Origin of the sequence: Bradyrhizobium sp. BWC-3-1, assembly GCF_032917965.1 — a bacterium.
GTDB lineage: Bacteria > Pseudomonadota > Alphaproteobacteria > Rhizobiales > Xanthobacteraceae > Bradyrhizobium > Bradyrhizobium canariense_D.
In genome coordinates, this window is sequence record NZ_CP136625.1 from 643,878 (window position 1) to 664,520 (window position 20,643).

Here is a 20,643-nt window from a genome sequence, read left to right on the forward strand (position 1 = left end):
CAATCAAGGGGAAGGAAATCCGGATGGCAAAGGACAGTTTGTGCGCAATCGTGACGGGGTCCGCCTCCGGCCTGGGTGCTGCGACCGCGGAAATTCTCGCACGGAGCGGGGCGCGGCTCGTCATCAACTATTCCTCGAGCCAGAAGGAAGCGGAGGCGACCGCGGAGCATTGCCGCAAGGCGGGCTCACCGGAAGTTCTGGTCGCGCAGGGCGACGTCTCGAAGGATGACGATTGCCGCAAGATCGTCGCGGCAGCTGGCGGCTGGGGCCGGCTCGACGTGCTCGTCAACAATGCCGGCACCACCAAGCATGTCGTCCATGCCGATCTCGACGGATTGTCGGCGGAAGATTTCCAGCGCCTGTACGGCGTCAACACCATCGGCCCGTTCCAGATGGTGCGCGCGGCGCGCAGCCTGCTCGAGGCCGGCGCCAAAGCTTCTGGGCGGCCGTCCGCCGTGGTCAACATCTCCTCGGTCGCCGGCATCAGCGGCGTCGGATCGTCGATCGCATACGCCGCGAGCAAGGGCGCGCTCAACACCATGACGCTGTCGCTGTCGCGCGCGCTGGCGCCGCTGATCCGCGTCAACACGGTATGCCCGGGCTATATCGATACACCCTGGTTCACCAAGGGCCGCGGCGAGGCGGGCGCCAAGCAGGTGCGCGACAGCGTCGTGGCGAAGGTGCCGCTGAAGGTCGCGTCATCGGCGGAAGACATCGCGCAGCTCGTCTGTTTCCTGGCGATGCCGGCCTCCAGCAACATGACCGGCGAAGTCGTGCGCATGGATGCGGGGATGCATTTGGTGACGTGATCGCGCGGCACATTCTCTCCACGTCGTCGCCGGGCTTGACCCGGCCTCCGCTCTCTCCACGTCATGGCCGGGCTTGACCCGGCCATCCACGTGTCGCCGCGCGGATCAAAAAACGTGGATGCCCGGGTCAAGCCCGGGCATGACGATGAGGTGGCGGTGTGCCGCTTTCCGCGTTTTGAAGCGTCACCCCTTGATCACGCCGCTCGCCACCAGCCGGTGCCAGATGAACAGCACCACCACGGCGCCGATGGTGGCCATGATGAATCCTGCACCCTGGTCGGGGCCGTAATGACCGATGGCCTGGCCGATGAAGGTCGCGAGAAACGCGCCGGCGATGCCGAGGATGGTGGTGAGGATGAAGCCGCTCGGATTGTTCGGTCCCGGCGCCAGCCAACGCGCGATGAGGCCGGCGACGAAGCCGACGACGATGATCCACAACAAGCCACCCATGCTCATGTCCGTGCTCCCCTCGTTTGACTAAACCAATCAGACTCTGCCCGCGATCTCTTGCTCGGTCGGCAGCCGTCCGTCCGGCGTCAGATGGTCGACCACCTGCGGCAGATATTGGCTGAGGCCCGAGAGCAACTCGTCACGCGACAGGCCGCTTTGGGCGGACAGGCTCTCGATCTGGTCGGCGCCGAGCGCATTGGCGAGATCGCCTGGAGCGATCGCCTTGTTCTCGCCCTTGCCGACCCAAGTATTGGCAGTATCGCCATGACCGCCCTGCTGAAGCTGGTTGAGGAGATCGCCGAGCCCGCCGCTGAGCACGCTGCCGGCCGCGCCGCCCGCGAGCAGGCCGCCAAGGCCGCCCTTCAACAGGTCGCCGAGGCCACCGCCAGCGCCCGCATTCACCGGCGGGGGGAGATGCGTCGGCGTCGGTGCGGGGGACGGCTGCGGCGCGCTGCCGCTCTGGTTGCCGCTCATATGCTTGAATGCCTTCCAGGCGAGCAGGCCAAGCAGCGCCATGGTCATGGGCGACATGCCGCCGCTGGATGAGGATTGTGAACTCGGCGTGCTTGGCCCGCGCGGGCCGTTCTGCATGCCGTTGAGGACGTCGAGCAAACCCATGGCGTTCTCCCTTGGCGCTTTGTTGCCGGTAACAAGCCCCGTTCGAAAACATATGAGGCCGTCATGACGGTTACAAGGCGATTGCGCCGCAACTCCGGGAATGGGCAGCAGACACAGCCTCTGCTATCGAGGGCGGATCGTTGAGGGGGCAAGCCAAGATGATGACGGATCGACCGATCGTGGTGGCCGGCGCGGGCGCCATCGGATGTTTCGTCGGCGGCACCCTGGCGGCTGCCGGTCGCCGCGTCGCGTTCCTGGTGCGACCGCGGGTGAAGGCCGAGATCGAGCGGTTCGGTCTGCTTCTGACCGATTTCGACGGCTCCGAGAAGAAGCTCGATCCGGGCCAACTCGCGCTATCGGAAGATCCCGCGATCTTGCACAGCGCCGGCATCGTGCTGGTCACGGTGAAGAGCGCCGACACGGCCGCTGTCGCCGAGCACATCGCGCAGCATGCGCCGCAGGACGCTGTCATCGTCTCGCTGCAAAACGGTGTCGGCAATGTCGCGGTGTTGCGCGAGCGCCTCGGCGATCGCCGCGTGCTCGCCGGCATGGTGCCTTTCAACGTGGTCGGGATGGGCGAGGGCCGCTTCCACCGCTCGACCTCCGGCGACATTCATGTTGGCCAAGATGATACGAACACGGCCGCAGCGCTGTCGGTGCCGGGGCTCACGATGCGCGCGAGCCGCGACATCACCGGCGTGCAATGGGGCAAGCTGATCATCAATTTGAACAACGCGCTCAGCGCCTTGTCCGATATGCCGCTCGCTGCGCAATTGGCGAACCGCGAATGGCGAAGGCTGTTCGCCGATCAGATGGTGGAGGGGCTGGCTGCGATGAGGGCCGCCGGCATCACACCGGTGTCGGCGACGCCGATCCCGTCGTCCTGGACGCCCGCCTTGCTGAGACTGCCTGATCCGATTTTCGACCTGATCCTGGGAAGGACCATGAAGATCGATCCCGAGGCGCGTTCCTCGATGTGGCAGGATTTGAAGCAGGGCCGCAAGACCGAGATCGACTATCTCCAGGGCGCGATCATCGCCCTCGCCGAACAGAACAGTGTCGACGTGCCGCTGTCGCGCCGCATTGTTGCGCTGATCAACGAGGCTGAGGCCGCGGGCAAGGGTCCGCCGCGGCTGACGCCGCAGCAGGTTCGCGGCGCTGCATGAGTTCACGCCGGCTGACGGGAGACGTGCGATGAAACGTTGTTTGACGGTCGGGGTCGTGCTCGCCGCCTTATGTGCAGCTTCCACGTTTGCTCAGGCAAGGCCGCCGACCGTCACGAATTCGCCCGGCTATGACGCGCGCCTGAAGGAGAGTCGTTCGCAGTTGGGTAGTTCACCGACAACAACGGCGCCGGTGAATGCGCCGGTTGCTCAACCGAAGCGCAGCAAGAAGAAGCACACGAACTGAGGCTAGGAGACGGATCCCCGCCCAGTTCGTCATTGCGAGCGTAGCGAAGCAATCCAGACTGCCTCCGCGGAGAGATGCTGGATTGCTTCGCTGCGCTCGCAATGACGGCGGCGCAGCTCAGCCCTTCTTCGCGGGCTTGCTCGGCGTCGGGCTGAACAGCTTCTTGATGTCGTTCAATCCATCCGACAGCCGCGGCCATTCGCAGGAGAACGAGCCCTTGGTGCAGGGTGTGCCCTTCGGCCGCGGCCGCGCGTCGCCGATGGCGGCCTGCTGGACTTTCGGCCGCTCGACCGGCACGGGCACGCGCTCGACCTCGGTTCGCAACGCGACCCGCTGGAGCTGCTGCACCTGTTGTTCCTGCTGCTCGCGCTGCTGGCGCGCGGTGGCCTGCGCGGCTTCATTGCTGCGGCGCTGATTGGCGAGATAGGCGGTGTAGGATTCGTCGATCTTCTTCTGCTCCTCCGGCGTCGGATTGGGCCCGGCGATGTCGAAGCTGCGGTCCTGGAGGAAATCGTAATAGGAATAGCCGCCGCCCGCCTTGCGCCGGCCGGCGAATTTGGCGTTGCAGTCGGCAAGCGCAGCCGTCTTCTCGGATTTGGTCGTAGCTTTCTCGGCGGCGTCGGCGCAGGCCTCGAAGTCAACAGGCGCGCGCTTCCACCATTGTGCCTGGGCATGCGACGGCGCCAGCAGGAAAAATCCTGCTGCGGCAACGACCAGCGCCGCACGATGCGATGCAACTACGTCCGACATTCTACGAGAGCATTCCTTGCAAAACTCAACCCGAACTGAGTCGGGCTGATTTTTGCCCCTTTATGGCCTGCTTGTCACCCATGGAACCCGGGAATTTCATGGCTGTGATGCTGACATTTTTTGCTTGACGTGGCGCAGGAGTCACAGCGTCACTTCATCCTGCGCTCGCCTCATCGGCGACGCCAAGAATACGAAGTGGAAACGCCTGATGCTGCTGCCCCTGTCCGATGTGCCGCGCTGGTACGCCGAACGCAAACCGCAAGGCACGATCGCCGTCCGTCACGGGCAGGATACGCTGACATGGGACGCGCTCGAACGCGGCGCCAACCGGCGCGCGCGGGCGTTCATGGCCAAGGGTGTCAAGCCCGGCGACTTTGTCGCGATCGGTTTGCCCAACTGCAATGCGTTTTTCGAGACCTCGTTTGCAGTGTGGAAATGCGGAGCGACGCCGACCTCGTTGTCATGGCGGCTGCCGCGCGGCGAAGCCGCCGCGGTGCTCGACATCCTGAAGCCGGCGCTGGTGGTCGGCGGCGAAGCCGACTGGAACGCGCCGAACCGTCTGCCCGCGGATTTCGTGCCGGAAGGGTTTTCGGACGAGCCGCTCACCGCACCGGTGGCGCGCTATTGGAAAGCCATGACCAGCGGCGGATCGACCGGCCGCCCGAAGGTGATCCTCGATCACCAGCCGGCGGTGACCGACACGGTCGCCACGCCGCCGCTCAACATCCCCTTCGGGGTCTCGCTGCTCAATCCCGGTCCGCTCTACCACAATGCGCCGTTCATCGTGTCGCACCAGGCGCTGTTCACCGGCGGCCAGCTCACCGGCCTCGTCAAGTTCGACGCCGAGGAGGCGCTGCGGCAAATCGCGCGCGAGCGCGTGCAATGGGTCAATTTCGTGCCGACCATGATGCACCGGATCTGGGCGCTGCCGGAGCACGTGCGCAACGCCTACGATGTGTCGAGCCTGCAAACCGTCTTTCACATGGCCGCTCCGATGCCACCCTGGCTGAAGGAGAACTGGATCGCCTGGCTCGGGCCTGAGCGGATCTGGGAGCTCTATGGCGGCACCGAGCGACAGGGCTCCTGCATCATCTCCGGCAAGGAATGGCTGACGCACCAGGGCTCGGTCGGCAAGATCGGCGAGACGGCGCGCTTGCGCATCATCGGCGAGGACGGCAACGACGTTGCGCCGGGTGAGACCGGCGAGATCTACTTCCTCAACAATGACGGCAATGACGCCACCTATCACTATCTCGGCGCCGAGCCGAAGCGCCGCGCCGACGGCTGGGAATCGCTGGGCGATATCGGCAGGCTGGATGCGGAAGGCTACCTTTATCTCGGTGACCGCCTCGCCGACATGGTGCTGCGCGGCGGCGCCAACATCTATCCCGCCGAGGTCGAAGCTGCCGTCTCCGCCTGTCCGGGCGTGCGCTCCTGCGTGGTGGTGGGATTGCCCGATCCGGAATTGGGCCAGCGCGTGCACGCCATCATCGAGCCGGAGAGCGATGCGGACGGCCAAGCCATCGCCGACGGAATGGCGGATTTCCTCAAAGACAGGCTCAGCCGCTACAAGCACCCGGAGAGCTTCGAGATCGTCACCGTCCCACCACGCGACGATTCCGGTAAAGTTCGCCGCACGCTGTTGCGCGACGAGCGCGCAGCGTGGATGAAGGAGGGGCGCGCGTTCCGGATTTGGCCGGCGAAGGCGCGGGCGGACGCCGATTAAGAGAATTCATGGGAAGGACCGAGATTATGACCATCACCATCGCCGCGAACGCTGTGCCGAAGCCGCCGGCCGCGATCATCGAGGGCTTTCGCGGTGCGCCGACCCCGGTCATTTCGGACAATCTCGGCCGGCTGCCGGGCGCCGTGGGGCTCAAACCCTATCATCGCGGTGCCAAGCTGGTGGGCACGGCCTTCACGGTCCGCACCCGTCCCGGTGACAATCTCGCCATCCACCGCGCGCTCGAGCTGGTGGGCCCCGGCGACGTCATCGTGGTCGATGGCGGCGGCGACGAGACCCGCGCGCTGGTCGGTGAGATCATGAAGAACATCGCGCAATGGCGCAAAGCCGAAGGCTACGTCATCGACGGCGCGATCCGCGACGTCGCGGCGTTCGCTGCCGATGACTTTCCCTGCTATGCCCGCGCGGTGATCCACCGCGGCCCTTACAAGAACGGCCCCGGCGAGATCAACGTGCCTGTTTCGATCGGCGGCAACGTGATCTCGCCCGGCGACATCGTCGTCGGAGATGAGGACGGCGTGGTGTCGTTTGCCGCCGCCGGTGCCGCGGCGCTGCTCGACGCCGTGCGAGCCCAGGTCGCGCGCGAGGAGGAGACGCTGAAGGCGATCCGCGAGGGCCGTTATCAAGGCTCGTATGGCAAATCCTGATCAGCGAGAATGAAGAGGAGGGCGGCGTGAGCCAGCAGGACGAATTCCACAATCTCGACGATAACGGCGACGGGTTGTTTCGCGAGCTCGCGGCAGGGGTGACCACGCGCATCTTCTCCGGCGAGCAGGCGATGCTGTCGGTGGTGACGCTGGCGCCGCATGCGCAAGGCACGCTGCACCATCATCCCGAGGAGCAGTGGGGCGTGCTGCTCGACGGCTCCGCCATCCGCGTCCAGGGTGATGAGGAGATTGCCGTGAAGAAAGGCGACTTCTGGCGCACGCCGGGTAATGTGCCGCACACCATGCGCGCCGGCCCCGACGGCGCCCGCGTGCTGGACATCTTCAGTCCGCCGCGGCCAGAATACAGAAAAGCGGGATCCGGTTTCGGGACCACTTAAAGCGCCAAAGAGCAAAAGCCGGGCGCGAGAAAACAGGGGAGGGATACCATGACGATCACACGACGGACGCTGCTGGCAGCGCCGGCTATTCTCGCGATGACGCCGGCGTTGGCGCAGGCTTCAAAAATCACACTGGTGGTGCCGTTTCCGCCGGGCGGATCCACCGATGCGATGGCGCGGCTGCTCCAGAGCCATCTGCAAACCAAGCTCAACCGCATCGTCATTGTCGAGAACAAGTCGGGCGCGGCAGGCGCGCTCGGCGCGGCGCAGGTCGCCAAGAGCCCGCCTGACGGCTCGACGTTCCTGGTCACCTTCGATTCCCATGCGGTGATCCCCTCCATCCTCGACAAGCCGCCCGTCGATGTCGAGCGCGAGCTAATGCCGGTGTTGCTGGTCGGCACCGCGCCTTACGTGATCGCTGCCGGTGCAGGCCGCCCCTACAAGAGCTTTGCCGACGTGGTGGCGGCCTGCAAGGCGACGCCCGGCGCGGTGAAATATGCCTCCGTCGGCATCGGCACGCTCGGCCATCTCGCCATGACCGTGCTCGGCAACAAGGCCGGCGTCGAGATCATGCACGTGCCCTATCGCGGCGGTGGTCCCGCGATGAACGACGTGCTCGGCGGCCATGTCGACCTGATCGCGGGATCTGCGGCGCTGGTCGCAGCCCAGCTCGGCACCAACATGCTGCGTCCGATCCTGCAGCTCGGCCGCGAGCGGCTGCCGGGCCTGCCGGATACGCCGACCGCGATCGAGGCGGGCTTTCCGGATTTCGAGACGCTGGCCTGGTGGGGCATCTTCGCGCCGACGGGGACGCCGCCGGACATCGTCGCAGGCCTCGCGGCGGCGTCCAAGGAGATCCTGAGCGAGCCCGCGACCGCCGCCCAGCTCAAGGAAACGCAGCAGATGACGCTGCTGCTCGAGGACGCTCCCGCCTTCAAGACCTTCTTCGACAAGCAGGTCGCCATTTGGGGCAAGGTGGTGAAGGACAACAATATCCGGGCATGAGATGACCGGCAGCCCTCCGCATTGAGCAACGCGGAGGGCTTCCGATCCCCCTTCCGCTTTGATATGAAGCCCCGGTAACCCGCTCTGCGGGTTCCGCGGTCCCGTAGCTCAGCCGGATAGAGCGACGGTTTCCTAAACCGTAGGTCGGAAGTTCGAGTCTTCCCGGGATCGCCAGTTTTTCAGTGAGCAATCGTCGCGTTTGATACGCTCGTCGGCGCAAAAATTGCTAGAAGCGCGAAGCTTCCTCCTGGCCCGGGCTGACTGCCGCCCCGCCTCGCTGCCATATCCGGAGACGACAATGCCTTTCGATTTGATCCTGCGCGGCGGCCGTGTGGTCGACCCGTCCCAGAAGCTCGACGCCGTGACCGATGTCGCCTTTTCCGGCGGCAAGGTCGCGGCGATCGGCAGTGGGCTCAAGGCGGATCCGGGCACCGAGGTGCGCGACGTCTCTCGCTACATCGTGACGCCGGGACTGATCGATCTCCACACCCATGTCTATTGGGGCGGCACGTCGCTCGGCATCGACGCCGAGGAGTTCTGCCGTCTTTCCGGCGTCACCACCGCGGTCGATACCGGCAGTGCGGGGCCGGGCAATTTCGCGGGCTTCCGCAAGCATGTGATCGAGCCGAGCCAGGTTCGTATCCTCGCTTATCTGCATGTCTCGCATGCCGGCATTTTCGGCTTCTCGCACCGGATCATGGTCGGCGAGAGCGAGGAGCTGCGGCTGATGAATCCGATCGAGGCGGCCAAGGTGGCCGACGCCAACCGCGATCTCATCGTCGGCATCAAGGTGCGCGTGGGGCTGCATTCCTCGGGCACGTCGGGCGTCGTGCCGCTCGACATCGCGCTCGAGGTCGCGAACGAGGTCGGCATGCCCCTGATGGCGCATATCGATCATCCGCCGCCGAGCTACGAGGAGGTGCTGGCGCGCCTGCGCCCCGGCGACGTGCTCACCCATGCGTTCCGTCCCTTCCCCAACACGCCTGCGACCGCGCAGGGCACGGTGAAGCGGGCGGTGCTCGACGCCCGCGAGCGCGGCGTGCTGTTCGACATCGGCCACGGCAAGGGCTCGTTCGCATTCAAGACCGCGCGTGCGATGCTCGCCAACGGCTTCTATCCCGACACCATCTCGTCCGACATTCATCAGCTCTGCATCGACGGCCCGGCCTTCGATCAGGTGACGACCCTGTCGAAATTCCTGTGCATGGGCATGCCGCTGTCCGACGTCATCGCAACCTCGACCGTCAACGCCGCGATGGCGCTGCGGCGCCCCGAGCTCGGCAGCCTCAAGCCGGGCAGCGTCGGCGACGCCACGCTGATCTCGGTGAGGGAAGGCCAGTTCGACTATGAGGACGTCGTCGGCGAGCACCTGATCGGCGACCGCAAGATCGTCTCCGAAGGCGTCGTGATCGGCGGCCGGTGGTGGCATCCGAAATGAGCGGCAGGCCGTTCACGCCGGCTTGATTACAACGACCTCGCGATCAACAGCTTCATGATCTCGTTCGTCCCGCCATAGATCTTCTGGATGCGGGAATCGATGAAGATGCGCGAGATCGGATATTCCTGCATGTAACCGTAGCCGCCGAACAGCTGCAGGCATTCGTCGGCGGTCTCGACCTGCTTCTCCGAGCACCAGTATTTCGCCATCGACGCCGTGACGGTATCGAGGTCCTTGGCGACCAGCCGCTCGATGCACCAGTCGACGAAGACGCGCGCGATCATCGCTTCGGTCTTGCGCTCGGCGAGCTTGAAGGCGGTGTTCTGGAAATCCATCAGCGGCTTGCCGAAGGCCTTGCGCTCCTTGGTGTAGTCGACGGTGAGTTTTATCGCGCGCTCCATAGCGGCGACCGCGCCGACCGCGAGCGCGAGGCGCTCCTGCGGCAATTGCTGCATCAGCTGCACGAAGCCCTGGCCTTCCTCGCCGCCGAGCAAATTGTCCGGCGGCACCGCGACGTTGTCGAAAAACAGCTCGGACGTGTCGGAGGCATGCAGGCCGATCTTGTCGAGGTTGCGCCCGCGCTTGTATCCATCCGCGCCTGAGGTTTCGACCACGATCAGCGAAATGCCCTTGGCGCCGACATCGCCGGTGCGCGCAACCACGATGACGAGATCGGCAGCCTGGCCGTTGGTGATGAAGGTCTTCTGTCCGTTGATGACGTAGGAATTGCCCTGCTTCCTGGCCGTGGTTTTGACGGCCTGCAAATCCGAGCCGGCGCCGGGCTCGGTCATGGCGATGGCGCCGACCATCTCGCCTGAAGCCATCTTCGGCAGCCAGCGCTTCTTCTGCTCCTCCGAGCCGTAATTGAGGATGTAGTGCGCGACGATGGCGCTGTGCACGGAGACGCCGGTCGTCAGCTCCGGCACCGTGCTTTCGAGGTCGTCGAGCACGGCGGCATCATAGGCGAAGGTGGCGCCCAGGCCGCCATATTCCTCCGGCACGCTTGCCAGCAGCGCGCCCATCTCGCCGAGCCCGCGCCAGGCAAAGCGGTCGACCATCTTCTGCTCGCGCCATTTTTCGGCATGCGGGGCCAGATCCTTGGCAAGATACTTCCGGAACTGGTCGCGGAAGATTTCGAGCTCTTCGGTCATCCAGGAGGAGCGGTAGGACATGGTCACCTCGGTCAATGCGGCTTGCCGGCCTGGTTAGGCCAGCCTTTGGCGGCAATTATTGTGTTTTCAGGCTGTGCCGGTGACGCTACCAAGGCGGCCGGAGCAGCGTCTATCGGGATGGTTGATTGTGGCTGTCAAAATTCAAACCGTCAAAACCAAAGAGCTCAAGCTCGACATCGCGCGCATCGGCACGGTCTCCGCGATCCTGACGCAGCCGGACAAGGCGCGCGCCTGTTACGTCCTGGCGCATGGTGCCGGTGCAGGGATGCGGCATGCATCGATGGACAAGATTGCGGAGGGGCTCGCTGCTCGCGACATCGCGACCTTCCGCTTCAATTTTCCTTACATGGAAAACAAGCAGGGCCGTCCCGACCAGCCTGCGGTCGCCCACGCCACGATCCGCGTGGCAGTCGAGGAAGCCGCGCGGCTCTGCCCTGGTGTGATGCTCGTTGCGGGTGGAAAATCCTTCGGCGGGCGCATGACCTCGCAGGCGCAGTCCAAGGCTCCGCTGCCTGATGTCAAAGGGCTCGCCTTCCTCGGTTTTCCCCTGCACGCCGACAAGAAGCCGTCGACGGAGCGCGCCGAGCATCTCGCCCATGTCGAGATCCCGATGCTGTTCCTGCGAGGCACCCGCGACGGGCTCGCCGATCTCGGCCTCCTCAAGCCGGTCATCGCCGCTCTTGCCCCGAAGGCGACGCTGCATGAGATCGAAGGCGGCGATCACTCCTTCGCGGTGCTGAAAAAGTCCGGCCGCACCAATGAAGAGGCGCTGACAGAGGTGCTTGATACGCTCGCGGCCTGGATCGACAGCCTCGCCTGAAATCTCACGCCGAATATAGCCCCTTGTCGCGCGCCTTCTGGATCGCGAGCGCGGCGATCAAGTCGAGCGTCGGCGTCGACAGGCCGGCGGTGCGCGCGAAGGCTTGGGGCGCCTTTACCAGGACGTCGATCTCCATGGCGCGGCCGAGCTCGTAATCCTGCAGCAGCGACGGCTTGTGGTTGGGGGCGGGGCCGCTGCGTGATACGCGCTTGACCTCGGGGATAAAATGCTGAGCGATCTCGTTGGCCTCGTTCAGCATCCGCGGGATGACCTCGGCGAACGCAGGGTCATCGCGCACGCCGCGCGCGGTCTGGCCGGTGAGCAGGCACAGCACCGACAGCGACATGTTGGTCAGCAGCTTTGACCAGATCGCCTCGCGGATCTCGGCGACCGGCGGCGATTCCAGTCGTGCGTCGCTGAAGACACCGCGGAGCATCGTGATGCGTTCGCAATTGCGATCGTCGCATTCGCCGATCAGCAGGCGGTTGCGGTCCGGCGTCAGGTTCTGCACCACGCCGGGCGCGATCACCTCGTTGGAGGAGAAGACCACGCCGCCGACGATCCGCTCTTTCGGAATGCAGGCGCGCAAGCGCCCGCCCGGGTCGAGGAAGGAGATGTCCGGCGGGGTCGGGTGCCGCGGCGGCAGGCCGATCCCGTACCACCAGGGAATGCCGTTCTGCGCGAACACGATGGCGGTGTCGTCCTGCAGTAGTGGCTTGAGACTGGAGACCAGCCCGGTCAACGCGGTTGCCTTCAAGGTGCTGATCACGACATCCTGGGGGCCGAGCTGGGCCGGATCGCCGGAGGCGTTCACCTTGGCGGAGACCTCGGAATCGCCGACGCGCAGCTTGAGGCCGTTGGCCCGGACCGCCTCCAGGTGCGCGCCCCGCATCACGCACGAGACCTCGTGGCCGGCGCGGGCCAGCCGAACTGCAAGATGGCTGCCGACGGCGCCCGCGCCGAAAATGCAGATGCGCATGTGATGTCCGTCCCTGATCCCTTGATGCCGCCCCGCGGCAGCATGACACAAGCCGCCATGCGATGGACGCGGCTGCCCTACGCTCGAAAGATATGGATCAGGGCGCGGAGCCTCGGTCATAGTGCGCGCCAAACAAACGAGCGGAGGAACACCGATGACCGACAGCCCCGTCCTGTGGACCCTGGATGCGCGTGGGGTTGCGACCGTCACGTTGAACCGGCCGGAGGTTAACAATGCCTATGACGGCGCGTTGATCGCAGGCGTGCTCGCGGCCATGGACGATCTCGGCAGCAAGCCCAACCTTCGCGTCGTCGTGCTCAAGGGCAATGGCAAGCATTTCCAGGCTGGCGCCGACCTCAAATGGATCAACGGCGTGCGGCCGCAATCGAGCGAGGCGAACGAGGCGGCGTCGCGGGCGACGTTCGAGGCCGTGCAGCGGCTCAATACGCTGGCTATCCCGACGGTCGCGCTGGTGCAGGGCGGCTGCTTTGGCGGCGGCACCGGCGTGATCGCGGCCTGCGACGTTGTGATCGCGGCCGACAACGCGCTGTTCTCGATCACCGAAGTGCGCTGGGGCCTGACCGCGGCCATCATCATCCCGCAGCTCTGCGATGCCATTGGTGTACGGCAAGTCCGCCGCTACGCGCTGACAGGTGAACGTTTCGGCGCCGAGGACGCCCGTCGTATCGGCCTCGTCCACGAGGTGGTGCCGCTCGCCGATCTCGACGCCGCCGGCGCCAAGGTGGTCGAGCAGTTGCTTGCCAACGGATCGGAGGCGATGGCCGAGACCAAGCGGCTCGCGCTGGAAAGTTCGTTCGGCGGCATGGCGGTGGACGATGCGGCTTACAAGCGGCTCGTGCAGCTGCATTCGCTGAAGCGACAGAGCGCGGAAGCCGCGGAGGGGCTGGCGTCGTTCGCGGAAAAGCGCGCCGCGAATTGGGCAGGTGCTAAAAGCTGAACGCGAGTAGCCCGGATTACGCTTCGCTCCATCCGGGCTACGGGCTTTTACAGCGACGTCGCGAGTGACCTTTTCAGCAAAGTGAGCAGCGCCTGTACCGCGGCGGCATTGCGCCGCCGTTCAGGGATCGCAGCCTTCACCCACAATTCCGGAATCGGAAACTCGCGCAGCACCGGCTTGAGCGCGCCGTCGCGCAAGGCGCCCGCGACGAGATAGTCCGATATCAACACAATGCCGTTGCCGGCGATGGCGCTGCGCGCCAGCACTTGGCCCTCGTTGCAGGACAGCAGCGGGCTGACCTGGACGCTGATGCGGCCGCGCGGCCCGTCAAAGATCCATTCGGGGCCGGTCGGTAGAAAGCTGAGGCAGCGATGATCGACCAGATCACGCGGATGTTTTGGCGTGCCGTGTTTCTTCAAATAGGCAGGCGAGGCGCAGAGCAGCCGCTTCAGCGGGCACAAGGGTTCGTCGACGACACCGCCAAAGGAATGCGGGAAGGCGCCGATGGCGATGTCAAAGCCTTCGGTGACGGGATCGACCGGACGGTCGAACAGCACGATCTCGAGCTTGAGCCGCGGGTTCTGGGTCTGGAAGGCGGTGAAGACGTCCGCAAGCCGCGCGACCGTCAGCGAGGTCGGGGCCTTGATGCGCAGATGATCGACGAGATCGTGGCCCTTCTCGCCCATGCGCGACAGCAGATCGGCGGCGTCGGTGACGACGCCGCGGGCGCGATGCACGTAGCGCTGGCCGGCCTCGGTCAGCCGCAATTGCCGGGTCGAGCGATGAAACAGTGGCGTGCCGATCCGCGCCTCCAGCTGCGTGACGCGCTTGGCGACCACCGACGTCGAGACGCCGAGTTTTCGCGCGGCCGCGGAGAAGCCGGTGGCGTCGGCGGTCGCGAGGAACGCCTGAAGGTTTACCAGGATGTCCATCTTCGGCCTTTCGCGATTCGAGAAAGGTGATCGCCTATTTTGGCGGATTGTAGCTCGATCCGGGTTAATTCATAGTCCGGCCCAAGCAAAGGATTTCAGGGACAGGACGCGCCATGCAGGCCATGACGATCGAAGAACCGGCGCGCCAGGTGCCGCTTTACGGCGAATATGAAGTCGTCGTCCTCGGCGGCGGTCCGGCCGGCATCGTGGCGGCGGCCTCAAGCGCACGCGCGGGACGGAAGACGCTGCTGATCGAGCGGTACGGCTTCCTTGGCGGCATGGGCACCGCCGCAGGCGTCACCAATTTCTGCGGCCTGCACGGCAATGTCCACGGCGAGGCCCACCGGCTGGTGCAGGGCATGGCGTCGGAGTTGCTGGCGCGGATCGATCGCTTGAACGGCCTCAACGCGCCGCATCTGATTCTCGGCAAGGTCTTCGCCCAGGCCTACGACACCGCCGCCTACAAGATCGCGGCCGACCAACTGCTCGCCAGTCACAAGGTGCACATCCTTTTCCACGCGCTTGGTGCCGGTGTGGTGATGGGCGATAACCGCTGCATCGATGCGCTGATGGTCGAGACCAAGGCCGGCCGGCAGGCGGTGCGATCGGAGATCTTCATCGATTGCTCCGGCGACGGCGATCTCGCGGTTTGGGCCGGCGCGCCGTTCGAATTCGGCGACGAGCACGGTCATCCGATGTATCCCTCGATGATGCTCCGTCTCAACAACATCGACCCGGAGAGGGCAGGCGAAGCCTGGCGGACCATTCCGCAATTGATGGAGCAGGCCACCGCCGCCGGCACCCACACATTCCCGCGCAAGAGCGCGATCGTGCGGCCGCAGAAGTCCGGCATCGAATGGCGGGTGAATTTTACGCAAGTGGCGCGCGAGGACGGCCATGCCATCAACGGCATCGAGCCTGATGATCTCACCCGCGGCGAGATCGAGGGCCGCAAGCAGGCGCTGGCTGCGTTCGAATTCCTGCGCACCGTGCCGGGCTTTGAAAAATCCTACATCGTCGACCTGCCGCCGCAGCTCGGCATCCGCGAAACCCGCCGCATCACGGGCGGCTATCAGCTCAGCGGCGAGGACGTGCTCGGCTGCGCTTCGTTCGAGGATTCCATCGGGGTCAATGGCTGGCCGATCGAGGCCCATGTCCCCGGCGACGTCGTCTTCACCTTCCCGCCGATCCCGGAATCGCGCGGCTATAACGAGCTGCCTTACCGCATGCTGGTGCCCGAAGGCGTCGATAATCTGCTGGTCGCCGGCCGCTGCGCCTCGATGACCCATGAGGGCCAATCGGCGGCCCGGGTCTCCGGTGCCTGTTTCGTGATGGGGGAGGCGGCCGGTTCCGCGGCAGCGCTGGCGCTCTCCGGAAACCGGATCCCGCGTGACATCCCCGTTGAAAAGCTGCAGGAAACGTTGAAACAACAGGGCGCCTTTATCGGACGGGACCAGCCCGTGCCTGAAGGCCTGTAACCGACTGCAAGATATCGACGGCGGAGGAAACGAAATGATCGGGATTGTGCGGCTCGCGCTAGCTGGCCTGATGGCGATCACAGCGATGGGCACGGCCCGAGCCGAGGGCGCGCTGAAGGCCAGGATCGGCGTGCTCAGGCTATCCTCCTCCGCGCCGGTGTTCATCGCGCAGGACAAGGGCTATTTCCGCGAGGCCGGCCTCGAGGTCGAGCTGAAATTCTTCGACGCGGCGCAGCCGATCGCGGTGGCGACGACCTCGGGCGACATCGATTTCGGCGTCACCGCCTTCACCGCAGGTCTTTACAATCTCGCCGGCAAGGGCGTGCTCAAGGTGATCGGCGGCATGAGCCGCGAGAAGGCTGGTTATCCTCTGATCGGCTATTTCGCCAGCAACAACGCCTATGCGAGCGGCCTGAAGACGCCGAAGGACCTCGCGGGCAAGCGCGTGGCGATGACGCAGGTTGGCTCCTCCTTTCACTATTCGCTCGGCCTGCTTGCCGACAAATACGGTTTCAAGCTCGCCGACGTGAAGATTGTGCCGCTGCAATCGCTGTCGAATGCGGCGGCCGCGCTGAAGGGCGAGACCGTGGATGCAGCGCTGCTGCCGATCTCCACCGCGCGAAAGCTGATGGACGACGGCGGTGCGAAGTTTCTCGGCTGGGTCGGCGACGAGACACCCTGGCAATTGGGCGCGGTGTTCGCCTCGCCGAAGACGCTGACCAACAAGGTGCTGGTGACGAAGCTGCTCGGCGCTTTGGCAAAGGCCGACCGCGAATATCACGACGTCATCCTCGCCGCGATGAAGGACGGTGTCGCGCCGATCAATGACAAGACAAAGCCGCTGCTGGAGATCATCGCCAAATATACGAACCTCCCGGTCGAGCAGGTGGTCGGCAACTGCGCCTATATCGATCCCGACGGCAAGCTGGATGTGAAGAACGTCGACAACCAGATCAAATGGCTCCAGGAGCAGGGTTTTGCCGACAAGGGCTTCGACGCGAATGCGATCATCGCCAAGGAATTCGTGAAGGCGGATTGAGAGTAGAACGCAGTCCATGGACCTGATCGCCAACCACATCACCCATCGCTTCGGCGATCTCGCCGTGCTCGACGACGTCTCGTTCACCGTCAGCGCGGGCGAGGTGGTGGCGATCGTGGGGCCGTCGGGCTGCGGCAAGAGCACGTTGCTGTCGATCCTCGGCGGGCTGTTGCTGCCGACCTCCGGCGCGCCCGAGCTGCGTGGATCGCCGCCGGCGGACAGCCTCAATCCGCTCACCTTCGTGTTCCAAGACTTTGCGCTGCTGCCCTGGGCGAATGTGGAGGAGAACGTCGAATTCCCGCTGCTGCACACCCAGCTCTCGGCCGTGCAGCGCCGCGCGCTGGTCGAGGACGCCTTGCGCCGCACCGGCCTGACCGATTTTCGCAAAACCTATCCAAAGCAGCTTTCCGGCGGCATGCGCCAGCGCGTCGGCATTTCGCGCGCGCTCGCGGTCAGGCCGGCCATTCTCCTGATGGACGAGCCATTGTCGGCGTTGGATTCGCAGACCCGCGAACTGCTGATGGAGGATTTCGTCCGGCTGCTCGCCGATGGCGGCATGGGTGCCGTGTATGTCACGCATAATCTCGAAGAGGCGGCGCGGCTTGCCGACCGCATCGTGGTGCTGTCGCGGCGCCCTGGCCGCATTCGCGAGGTCGTGAGCGTGCCGATGACGCGCACCGAGCGCGGTGACATTGCAGCCCGTGAAAAGCTGCTCGCGCTGCAGAACCAGATCTGGTCGCTGATCCGCAACGAGGCGATCGATGCCGAGCGCGAGGTTCAGCATGCTTGATCGCGCTCCGGCGGGAACATCTGCGAAGGATGAAGCGGTCCGGCGTGTCCGCTTTCGCGGCGCCGGCTTCGTGCCGGCGAGCAGCCGTTTCGGCGGCTGGATCGCGCTCGCGCTGGTCATTGCGATCTGGCAGGCGGCCGGCAGCACCGGCCTGGTCAATCCGCTATTCCTGCCACCGCCATCGGCGATCGCGCGGGCGATCTACCAGCTCGCGATCTCGGGTGCGCTGTGGCAGCACCTTTCCGCCTCACTCCTGCGCATCGGCGTCGGCTGGCTGCTCGGAACGGCAGCCGGTGTCGCCGTTGGCTTTGCCATCGGCCTGTCGCGTCTGGCGCGCAGCGTCGGCATCACCTTCATCTCGGCGCTGTTCCCGATCCCGAAGATCGCGCTGCTGCCGCTGTTGATCCTCTGGCTCGGCATCGGTGAAGAGCCGAAGATCGCGACCATTGCGCTCGGGGTGTTCTTCTCGACCGCGATCTCGGTCTATAGCGGCGTCGACGCGGTGCCGCGCAACCTCATCCGCATGGCGCAGAGCTTCAACGTGCCGTTCGCCACCATCGTGCGCAAGGTGGTCTGGCCGGGCGCGCTGCCCGCGATCCTCGCCGGCTTCCGTATCACCTCGTCGGTGGCGCTGCTGCTCGTCGTCAGCGCCGAGATGATCGGCGCGCAATACGGCATCGGCGCGTTCGTGCTGCAGGCTGGCAATTTGATGCAGACGGATCAGCTGCTCGCGGGCGTGGTGATTTTGTCGGTGTTTGGGTTGATGGTGGGGAGGGTGATCAACTGGCTGGAGACGCGGCTGTTGCACTGGCGGTAGCCGCAGTCACCGCAGCGTAGGGTGGGTTAGCGAAGCGTAACCCACGACCTAATGTCGACGCGGAGAAACCGATGGTGGATTACGCCTTCGGCTAATCCACCCTACAAGACCGGCGTCCTCACGCATTCCCGCGATCTTCCCGGAACAGATCCAGCTTCTGCTGCACGGGCCGATCCGAGAAGCTGAACAGCACCGCATCAATGTCGGCCTCGTGCGTGACCCATTGCCAGCTCGGCACCACGAACAAATCGCGCGGGCCCCATTCGAACGTCGCATCCCCGATGCGGGTGCGGCCGTGGCCTTCGATCGGACAGAACACCGTTGCGTCCGTCGCGCGATAGCGCGCGGTCTTGAAGCCTTTCGGCAGCAACTGGATGAACGTGCCGATGGTCGGCATCGCGAAGTCGCCGGTCTCGGGGTTGCTGAACTTCAGCTTCAGCCCGTGACAGGCGTCCCACTCCTGGCTCGTGCGGGCTTTCTCCAGTGCCTCGCGCGTGTAGGCATAGGGATAGCTGAAGATCGGCGAAGTCTTCGAGCTCCGTTTCACGTCGACCGGCAGCAAATTGTGGCCGTAGCGCGCAAAGCTGTCGCCGGCCGGCCTTGTAATCTTCTGCTGATCCTCGTTGGAGCCTTCCGCGAAAGAGCAGTCGAAGAATTGCACCAGCGGAATGTCGAGACCGTCGAGCCAGAACATCGGCTGGTCGGTCTCGTTGGAATGATCGTGCCAGGTCATCGACGGCGTGATGATGAAGTCGCCGGGCTCCATCGCGGTGCGCTCGCCGTCCACGGCGGTGTGGGCGCCCTTGCCTTCGAGCACGAAGCGCAGTGCCGATTGGCTGTGCCGGTGCGCGGGCGCGACGTCGCCGGGCACCACCATCTGCACGCCGGCATAGAGCGACGTGGTGATTTTCGACTGTCCGCGCAGGCCGGGGTTTTCCAGAACTAGCACGCGCCGCTCGGCCTCTTTCGCCGTGATCAGCTTGCCGGCTTCGGTCATGTAGTCGCGGATGATGTCGAACTTCCACAGATGCGGCCGGCAGGCACTCTTCGGCTCCGGCGTGATCAAATCGCTCATGACCGTCCAGAGCGCGGTGAGATTCTCGCCGTCGATCTTCTTGTAGAACGCCTCGCGTTCCGGCGTCTTGGTCACGGCTTCCATGGTGCGGCTCCCGTCGCTTTGTTGATTGACAGTATACTTACGATCTGGGTAGCGTCAACGTGCGAACAAGAACGAAACGGGAGGGTTCCGATGAAGCTGCACGGCTATTTCCGCTCCAGCGCCGCCTACCGGGTGCGGATCGCGCTGAACCTCAAGGGCCTCGGTGCCGAGCACCTGCCGCATCACCTTCGCAAGGGCGAACAATGTGCGCCAGCCTATCTCGCCATCAATCCGCAGGGCCTGGTGCCCGCGCTGGAGAACGATGCGGGCGCAGTGCTGACCCAATCGGTCGCCATCATCGAATGGCTCGACGAAACCCATCCCAACCCGCCCCTGTTGCCGAGGGATGCGTTGCAGCGCGCCAAGGTGAGGGCGTTCGCGTTGGCGATCGCCTGCGACACTCACCCCGTGCAGAATCTGAAGGTGCTGGCGCGGCTGCGCGAGCTCGGCCTTGCCGAGGAGAAGGTTCAGGACTGGGCGGCCTGGGTCAACCGCGAGGGGCTCGCGGCCTGCGAGACGCTGATCAGAAGCGAGCCGGGCCCGTTCTGCTTCGGGGATGTGCCGACGCTCGCCGATCTCTGTCTTGTGCCGCAGCTCGCCAATGCGCGCCGCTTCGGCGTCGACGTCTCCGCCTATCCGCGCCTGCTTGAAGCGGAAGCTGCGGCCAAGGCCCTGCCGGCGTTCGTCAACGCCGCGCCGGAGAAGCAGCCCGATGCCGAGTAAGCCTGTCCCTCCGATCACGATAGACGCGGTCTATGCCGCGCCGGGCTATCTGTTCCGGCGCATGCAGCAGATCGCGGTCTCGATCTTCATGGAGGAGTGCAAGGCGTTCGACCTCACGCCGGTGCAATACGCGGCGCTGATCGCGATCCACACCCACCCCGGCATCGACGCGACGCGATTGTCCGCAGTGATCGCCTTCGACCGCTCCACGCTGGGCAGTGTGATCGAGCGGCTTCAGGCCAAGGATTTCGTCGAGCGCAGGCCGGCGCCGGAAGACAAGCGGATCAAGCTGCTCTATTTGACCAAATCAGGCGCGGCGATCCTGCGCGACATCATTCCCGCCGTCGAACGCGCCCAGGCGCGGATGCTCGAGCCGCTCAAGCCAGCGGACCGCAAGGCGCTTATGGGGCTCCTGGCGCAGCTCGTCGATCTCAACAACGAGGCGTCACGAGTGCCGCTGCGGGCGGAGGACGCGCTGGAGCATATGGGGAAGGCGCCTTAATCCTG

The 20,643-nt window shown here is 65.1% G+C and carries 23 protein-coding genes and 1 tRNA gene; 17 read left to right on the top strand and 7 right to left on the bottom strand.

Annotated elements, in window-relative coordinates; translation table 11 throughout:
• Positions 1-23 precede the first annotated feature (23 nt).
• On the top strand, positions 24-809 hold the full coding sequence (locus tag RX329_RS03040) for an SDR family NAD(P)-dependent oxidoreductase (protein ID WP_085358831.1): 786 nt from the start codon (positions 24-26) through the stop codon (positions 807-809).
• Positions 810-992: 183 nt separating this feature from the next.
• Here the strand turns inward: RX329_RS03040 and RX329_RS03045 are convergent, their stop codons facing one another.
• Both RX329_RS03045 and RX329_RS03050 read right to left on the bottom strand, forming a co-directional pair.
• Positions 993-1,265 carry a GlsB/YeaQ/YmgE family stress response membrane protein gene (locus RX329_RS03045; RefSeq protein ID WP_085384090.1) on the bottom strand — a complete coding sequence of 91 codons (273 nt, stop codon included), beginning with the start codon at positions 1,263-1,265 and terminating at the stop codon, positions 993-995.
• Between the two features lie 30 nt (positions 1,266-1,295).
• A complete protein-coding gene (locus RX329_RS03050; protein WP_085384089.1) occupies positions 1,296-1,877 on the bottom strand; it encodes a YidB family protein in 582 nt (193 codons plus the stop codon).
• Between the two features lie 158 nt (positions 1,878-2,035).
• On the opposite strand from RX329_RS03050, the gene RX329_RS03055 reads away from it, so the two are divergent.
• Entirely contained in the window at positions 2,036-3,043 is a 1,008-nt protein-coding gene (locus RX329_RS03055; protein WP_085351619.1) for a 2-dehydropantoate 2-reductase, read from the top strand.
• A 28-nt stretch (positions 3,044-3,071) separates the two neighbouring features.
• Entirely contained in the window at positions 3,072-3,287 is a 216-nt protein-coding gene (locus tag RX329_RS03060) for a hypothetical protein (RefSeq protein ID WP_085358825.1), read from the top strand.
• Between the two features lie 117 nt (positions 3,288-3,404).
• Here RX329_RS03060 and RX329_RS03065 read toward each other — a convergent pair whose 3' ends face one another.
• Complete coding sequence (locus tag RX329_RS03065) at positions 3,405-4,037, bottom strand: hypothetical protein (protein ID WP_085384088.1); 633 nt, start codon at positions 4,035-4,037, stop codon at positions 3,405-3,407.
• A 208-nt stretch (positions 4,038-4,245) separates the two neighbouring features.
• On the opposite strand from RX329_RS03065, the gene RX329_RS03070 reads away from it, so the two are divergent.
• From RX329_RS03070 to RX329_RS03095, 6 genes are all read left to right on the top strand, one after another.
• Positions 4,246-5,763: an AMP-binding protein gene (locus RX329_RS03070; RefSeq protein ID WP_085358823.1), complete on the top strand. Its 1,518-nt coding sequence runs from the start codon at positions 4,246-4,248 to the stop codon at positions 5,761-5,763.
• A 26-nt stretch (positions 5,764-5,789) separates the two neighbouring features.
• A complete protein-coding gene (locus tag RX329_RS03075; RefSeq protein WP_085384087.1) occupies positions 5,790-6,428 on the top strand; it encodes an RraA family protein in 639 nt (212 codons plus the stop codon).
• Positions 6,429-6,454: 26 nt separating this feature from the next.
• Positions 6,455-6,826, top strand: a complete 372-nt coding sequence (locus RX329_RS03080; RefSeq protein WP_018452976.1) for a cupin domain-containing protein — start codon at positions 6,455-6,457, stop codon at positions 6,824-6,826.
• Between the two features lie 48 nt (positions 6,827-6,874).
• On the top strand, positions 6,875-7,831 hold the full coding sequence (locus RX329_RS03085; protein ID WP_085358819.1) for a tripartite tricarboxylate transporter substrate-binding protein: 957 nt from the start codon (positions 6,875-6,877) through the stop codon (positions 7,829-7,831).
• A gap of 97 nt (positions 7,832-7,928) precedes the next feature.
• A tRNA-Arg gene (locus tag RX329_RS03090) sits at positions 7,929-8,005 on the top strand.
• 124 nt (positions 8,006-8,129) lie between these two features.
• Entirely contained in the window at positions 8,130-9,269 is a 1,140-nt protein-coding gene (locus tag RX329_RS03095; protein WP_085358817.1) for an amidohydrolase/deacetylase family metallohydrolase, read from the top strand.
• A 26-nt stretch (positions 9,270-9,295) separates the two neighbouring features.
• Here the strand turns inward: RX329_RS03095 and RX329_RS03100 are convergent, their stop codons facing one another.
• The gene (locus RX329_RS03100; RefSeq protein ID WP_085394763.1) at positions 9,296-10,441 is read right to left on the bottom strand and encodes an acyl-CoA dehydrogenase family protein; all 1,146 of its coding nucleotides are present in this window, start codon (positions 10,439-10,441) and stop codon (positions 9,296-9,298) included.
• A 121-nt stretch (positions 10,442-10,562) separates the two neighbouring features.
• Here RX329_RS03100 and RX329_RS03105 point away from each other — a divergent pair, with 121 nt between their 5' ends.
• Entirely contained in the window at positions 10,563-11,261 is a 699-nt protein-coding gene (locus tag RX329_RS03105) for an alpha/beta family hydrolase (protein WP_240543211.1), read from the top strand.
• Positions 11,262-11,265: 4 nt separating this feature from the next.
• Here RX329_RS03105 and RX329_RS03110 read toward each other — a convergent pair whose 3' ends face one another.
• Positions 11,266-12,240, bottom strand: a complete 975-nt coding sequence (locus RX329_RS03110) for a ketopantoate reductase family protein (protein WP_085358815.1) — start codon at positions 12,238-12,240, stop codon at positions 11,266-11,268.
• A gap of 154 nt (positions 12,241-12,394) precedes the next feature.
• Between RX329_RS03110 and RX329_RS03115 the strand changes: the two genes are divergently transcribed.
• The gene (locus RX329_RS03115) at positions 12,395-13,198 is read left to right on the top strand and encodes an enoyl-CoA hydratase-related protein (RefSeq protein ID WP_085358813.1); all 804 of its coding nucleotides are present in this window, start codon (positions 12,395-12,397) and stop codon (positions 13,196-13,198) included.
• A gap of 47 nt (positions 13,199-13,245) precedes the next feature.
• On the opposite strand, the gene RX329_RS03120 is transcribed toward RX329_RS03115, so the two are convergent.
• On the bottom strand, positions 13,246-14,130 hold the full coding sequence (locus RX329_RS03120) for a LysR family transcriptional regulator (protein ID WP_018452983.1): 885 nt from the start codon (positions 14,128-14,130) through the stop codon (positions 13,246-13,248).
• Positions 14,131-14,243: 113 nt separating this feature from the next.
• Here RX329_RS03120 and RX329_RS03125 point away from each other — a divergent pair, with 113 nt between their 5' ends.
• The 4 genes from RX329_RS03125 to RX329_RS03140 are packed head-to-tail and all read left to right on the top strand — an operon-like array spanning position 14,244 to position 18,254.
• A complete protein-coding gene (locus RX329_RS03125) occupies positions 14,244-15,608 on the top strand; it encodes an FAD-dependent oxidoreductase (protein WP_085358809.1) in 1,365 nt (454 codons plus the stop codon).
• A 34-nt stretch (positions 15,609-15,642) separates the two neighbouring features.
• Entirely contained in the window at positions 15,643-16,647 is a 1,005-nt protein-coding gene (locus RX329_RS03130; protein ID WP_085358807.1) for an ABC transporter substrate-binding protein, read from the top strand.
• A gap of 16 nt (positions 16,648-16,663) precedes the next feature.
• Positions 16,664-17,437, top strand: coding sequence for an ABC transporter ATP-binding protein (locus tag RX329_RS03135; protein ID WP_085351608.1), 774 nt, complete (start codon positions 16,664-16,666; stop codon positions 17,435-17,437).
• A complete protein-coding gene (locus RX329_RS03140) occupies positions 17,430-18,254 on the top strand; it encodes an ABC transporter permease (RefSeq protein WP_085384086.1) in 825 nt (274 codons plus the stop codon). The genes RX329_RS03135 and RX329_RS03140 overlap by 8 nt, the downstream gene beginning before the upstream one ends.
• Positions 18,255-18,372: 118 nt before the next feature.
• Here RX329_RS03140 and gtdA read toward each other — a convergent pair whose 3' ends face one another.
• Entirely contained in the window at positions 18,373-19,413 is a 1,041-nt protein-coding gene (gtdA, locus tag RX329_RS03145; protein ID WP_085358803.1) for a gentisate 1,2-dioxygenase, read from the bottom strand.
• A 90-nt stretch (positions 19,414-19,503) separates the two neighbouring features.
• Between gtdA and maiA the strand changes: the two genes are divergently transcribed.
• Both maiA and RX329_RS03155 read left to right on the top strand, forming a co-directional pair.
• Positions 19,504-20,136 (top strand): maleylacetoacetate isomerase, encoded by a 633-nt coding sequence (gene maiA, locus RX329_RS03150; protein WP_085351605.1) that lies wholly within the window; start codon positions 19,504-19,506, stop codon positions 20,134-20,136.
• Positions 20,126-20,638: a MarR family winged helix-turn-helix transcriptional regulator gene (locus RX329_RS03155; RefSeq protein WP_085351604.1), complete on the top strand. Its 513-nt coding sequence runs from the start codon at positions 20,126-20,128 to the stop codon at positions 20,636-20,638. Before maiA ends, RX329_RS03155 begins: the two co-directional genes overlap by 11 nt.
• Positions 20,639-20,643 lie beyond the last annotated feature (5 nt).

What these genes read in the sequence shown, in the direction of transcription:
- RX329_RS03115 (WP_085358813.1), top strand. Translation starts at nt 12,395, where the DNA reads ATGACCGACAGCCCCGTCCTGTGGACCCTGGATGCGCGTGGGGTTGCG.
- maiA (WP_085351605.1), top strand. Translation starts at nt 19,504, where the DNA reads ATGAAGCTGCACGGCTATTTCCGCTCCAGCGCCGCCTACCGGGTGCGG.
- RX329_RS03040 (WP_085358831.1), top strand. Translation starts at nt 24, where the DNA reads ATGGCAAAGGACAGTTTGTGCGCAATCGTGACGGGGTCCGCCTCCGGC.
- RX329_RS03045 (WP_085384090.1), bottom strand. Translation starts at nt 1,265, where the DNA reads ATGAGCATGGGTGGCTTGTTGTGGATCATCGTCGTCGGCTTCGTCGCC.
- RX329_RS03075 (WP_085384087.1), top strand. Translation starts at nt 5,790, where the DNA reads ATGACCATCACCATCGCCGCGAACGCTGTGCCGAAGCCGCCGGCCGCG.
- RX329_RS03060 (WP_085358825.1), top strand. Translation starts at nt 3,072, where the DNA reads ATGAAACGTTGTTTGACGGTCGGGGTCGTGCTCGCCGCCTTATGTGCA.
- RX329_RS03100 (WP_085394763.1), bottom strand. Translation starts at nt 10,441, where the DNA reads ATGTCCTACCGCTCCTCCTGGATGACCGAAGAGCTCGAAATCTTCCGC.
- RX329_RS03135 (WP_085351608.1), top strand. Translation starts at nt 16,664, where the DNA reads ATGGACCTGATCGCCAACCACATCACCCATCGCTTCGGCGATCTCGCC.
- RX329_RS03050 (WP_085384089.1), bottom strand. Translation starts at nt 1,877, where the DNA reads ATGGGTTTGCTCGACGTCCTCAACGGCATGCAGAACGGCCCGCGCGGG.
- RX329_RS03095 (WP_085358817.1), top strand. Translation starts at nt 8,130, where the DNA reads ATGCCTTTCGATTTGATCCTGCGCGGCGGCCGTGTGGTCGACCCGTCC.
- RX329_RS03110 (WP_085358815.1), bottom strand. Translation starts at nt 12,240, where the DNA reads ATGCGCATCTGCATTTTCGGCGCGGGCGCCGTCGGCAGCCATCTTGCA.
- gtdA (WP_085358803.1), bottom strand. Translation starts at nt 19,413, where the DNA reads ATGGAAGCCGTGACCAAGACGCCGGAACGCGAGGCGTTCTACAAGAAG.
- RX329_RS03070 (WP_085358823.1), top strand. Translation starts at nt 4,246, where the DNA reads ATGCTGCTGCCCCTGTCCGATGTGCCGCGCTGGTACGCCGAACGCAAA.
- RX329_RS03140 (WP_085384086.1), top strand. Translation starts at nt 17,430, where the DNA reads ATGCTTGATCGCGCTCCGGCGGGAACATCTGCGAAGGATGAAGCGGTC.
- RX329_RS03055 (WP_085351619.1), top strand. Translation starts at nt 2,036, where the DNA reads ATGATGACGGATCGACCGATCGTGGTGGCCGGCGCGGGCGCCATCGGA.
- RX329_RS03155 (WP_085351604.1), top strand. Translation starts at nt 20,126, where the DNA reads ATGCCGAGTAAGCCTGTCCCTCCGATCACGATAGACGCGGTCTATGCC.
- RX329_RS03085 (WP_085358819.1), top strand. Translation starts at nt 6,875, where the DNA reads ATGACGATCACACGACGGACGCTGCTGGCAGCGCCGGCTATTCTCGCG.
- RX329_RS03125 (WP_085358809.1), top strand. Translation starts at nt 14,244, where the DNA reads ATGCAGGCCATGACGATCGAAGAACCGGCGCGCCAGGTGCCGCTTTAC.
- RX329_RS03120 (WP_018452983.1), bottom strand. Translation starts at nt 14,130, where the DNA reads ATGGACATCCTGGTAAACCTTCAGGCGTTCCTCGCGACCGCCGACGCC.
- RX329_RS03130 (WP_085358807.1), top strand. Translation starts at nt 15,643, where the DNA reads ATGATCGGGATTGTGCGGCTCGCGCTAGCTGGCCTGATGGCGATCACA.
- RX329_RS03065 (WP_085384088.1), bottom strand. Translation starts at nt 4,037, where the DNA reads ATGTCGGACGTAGTTGCATCGCATCGTGCGGCGCTGGTCGTTGCCGCA.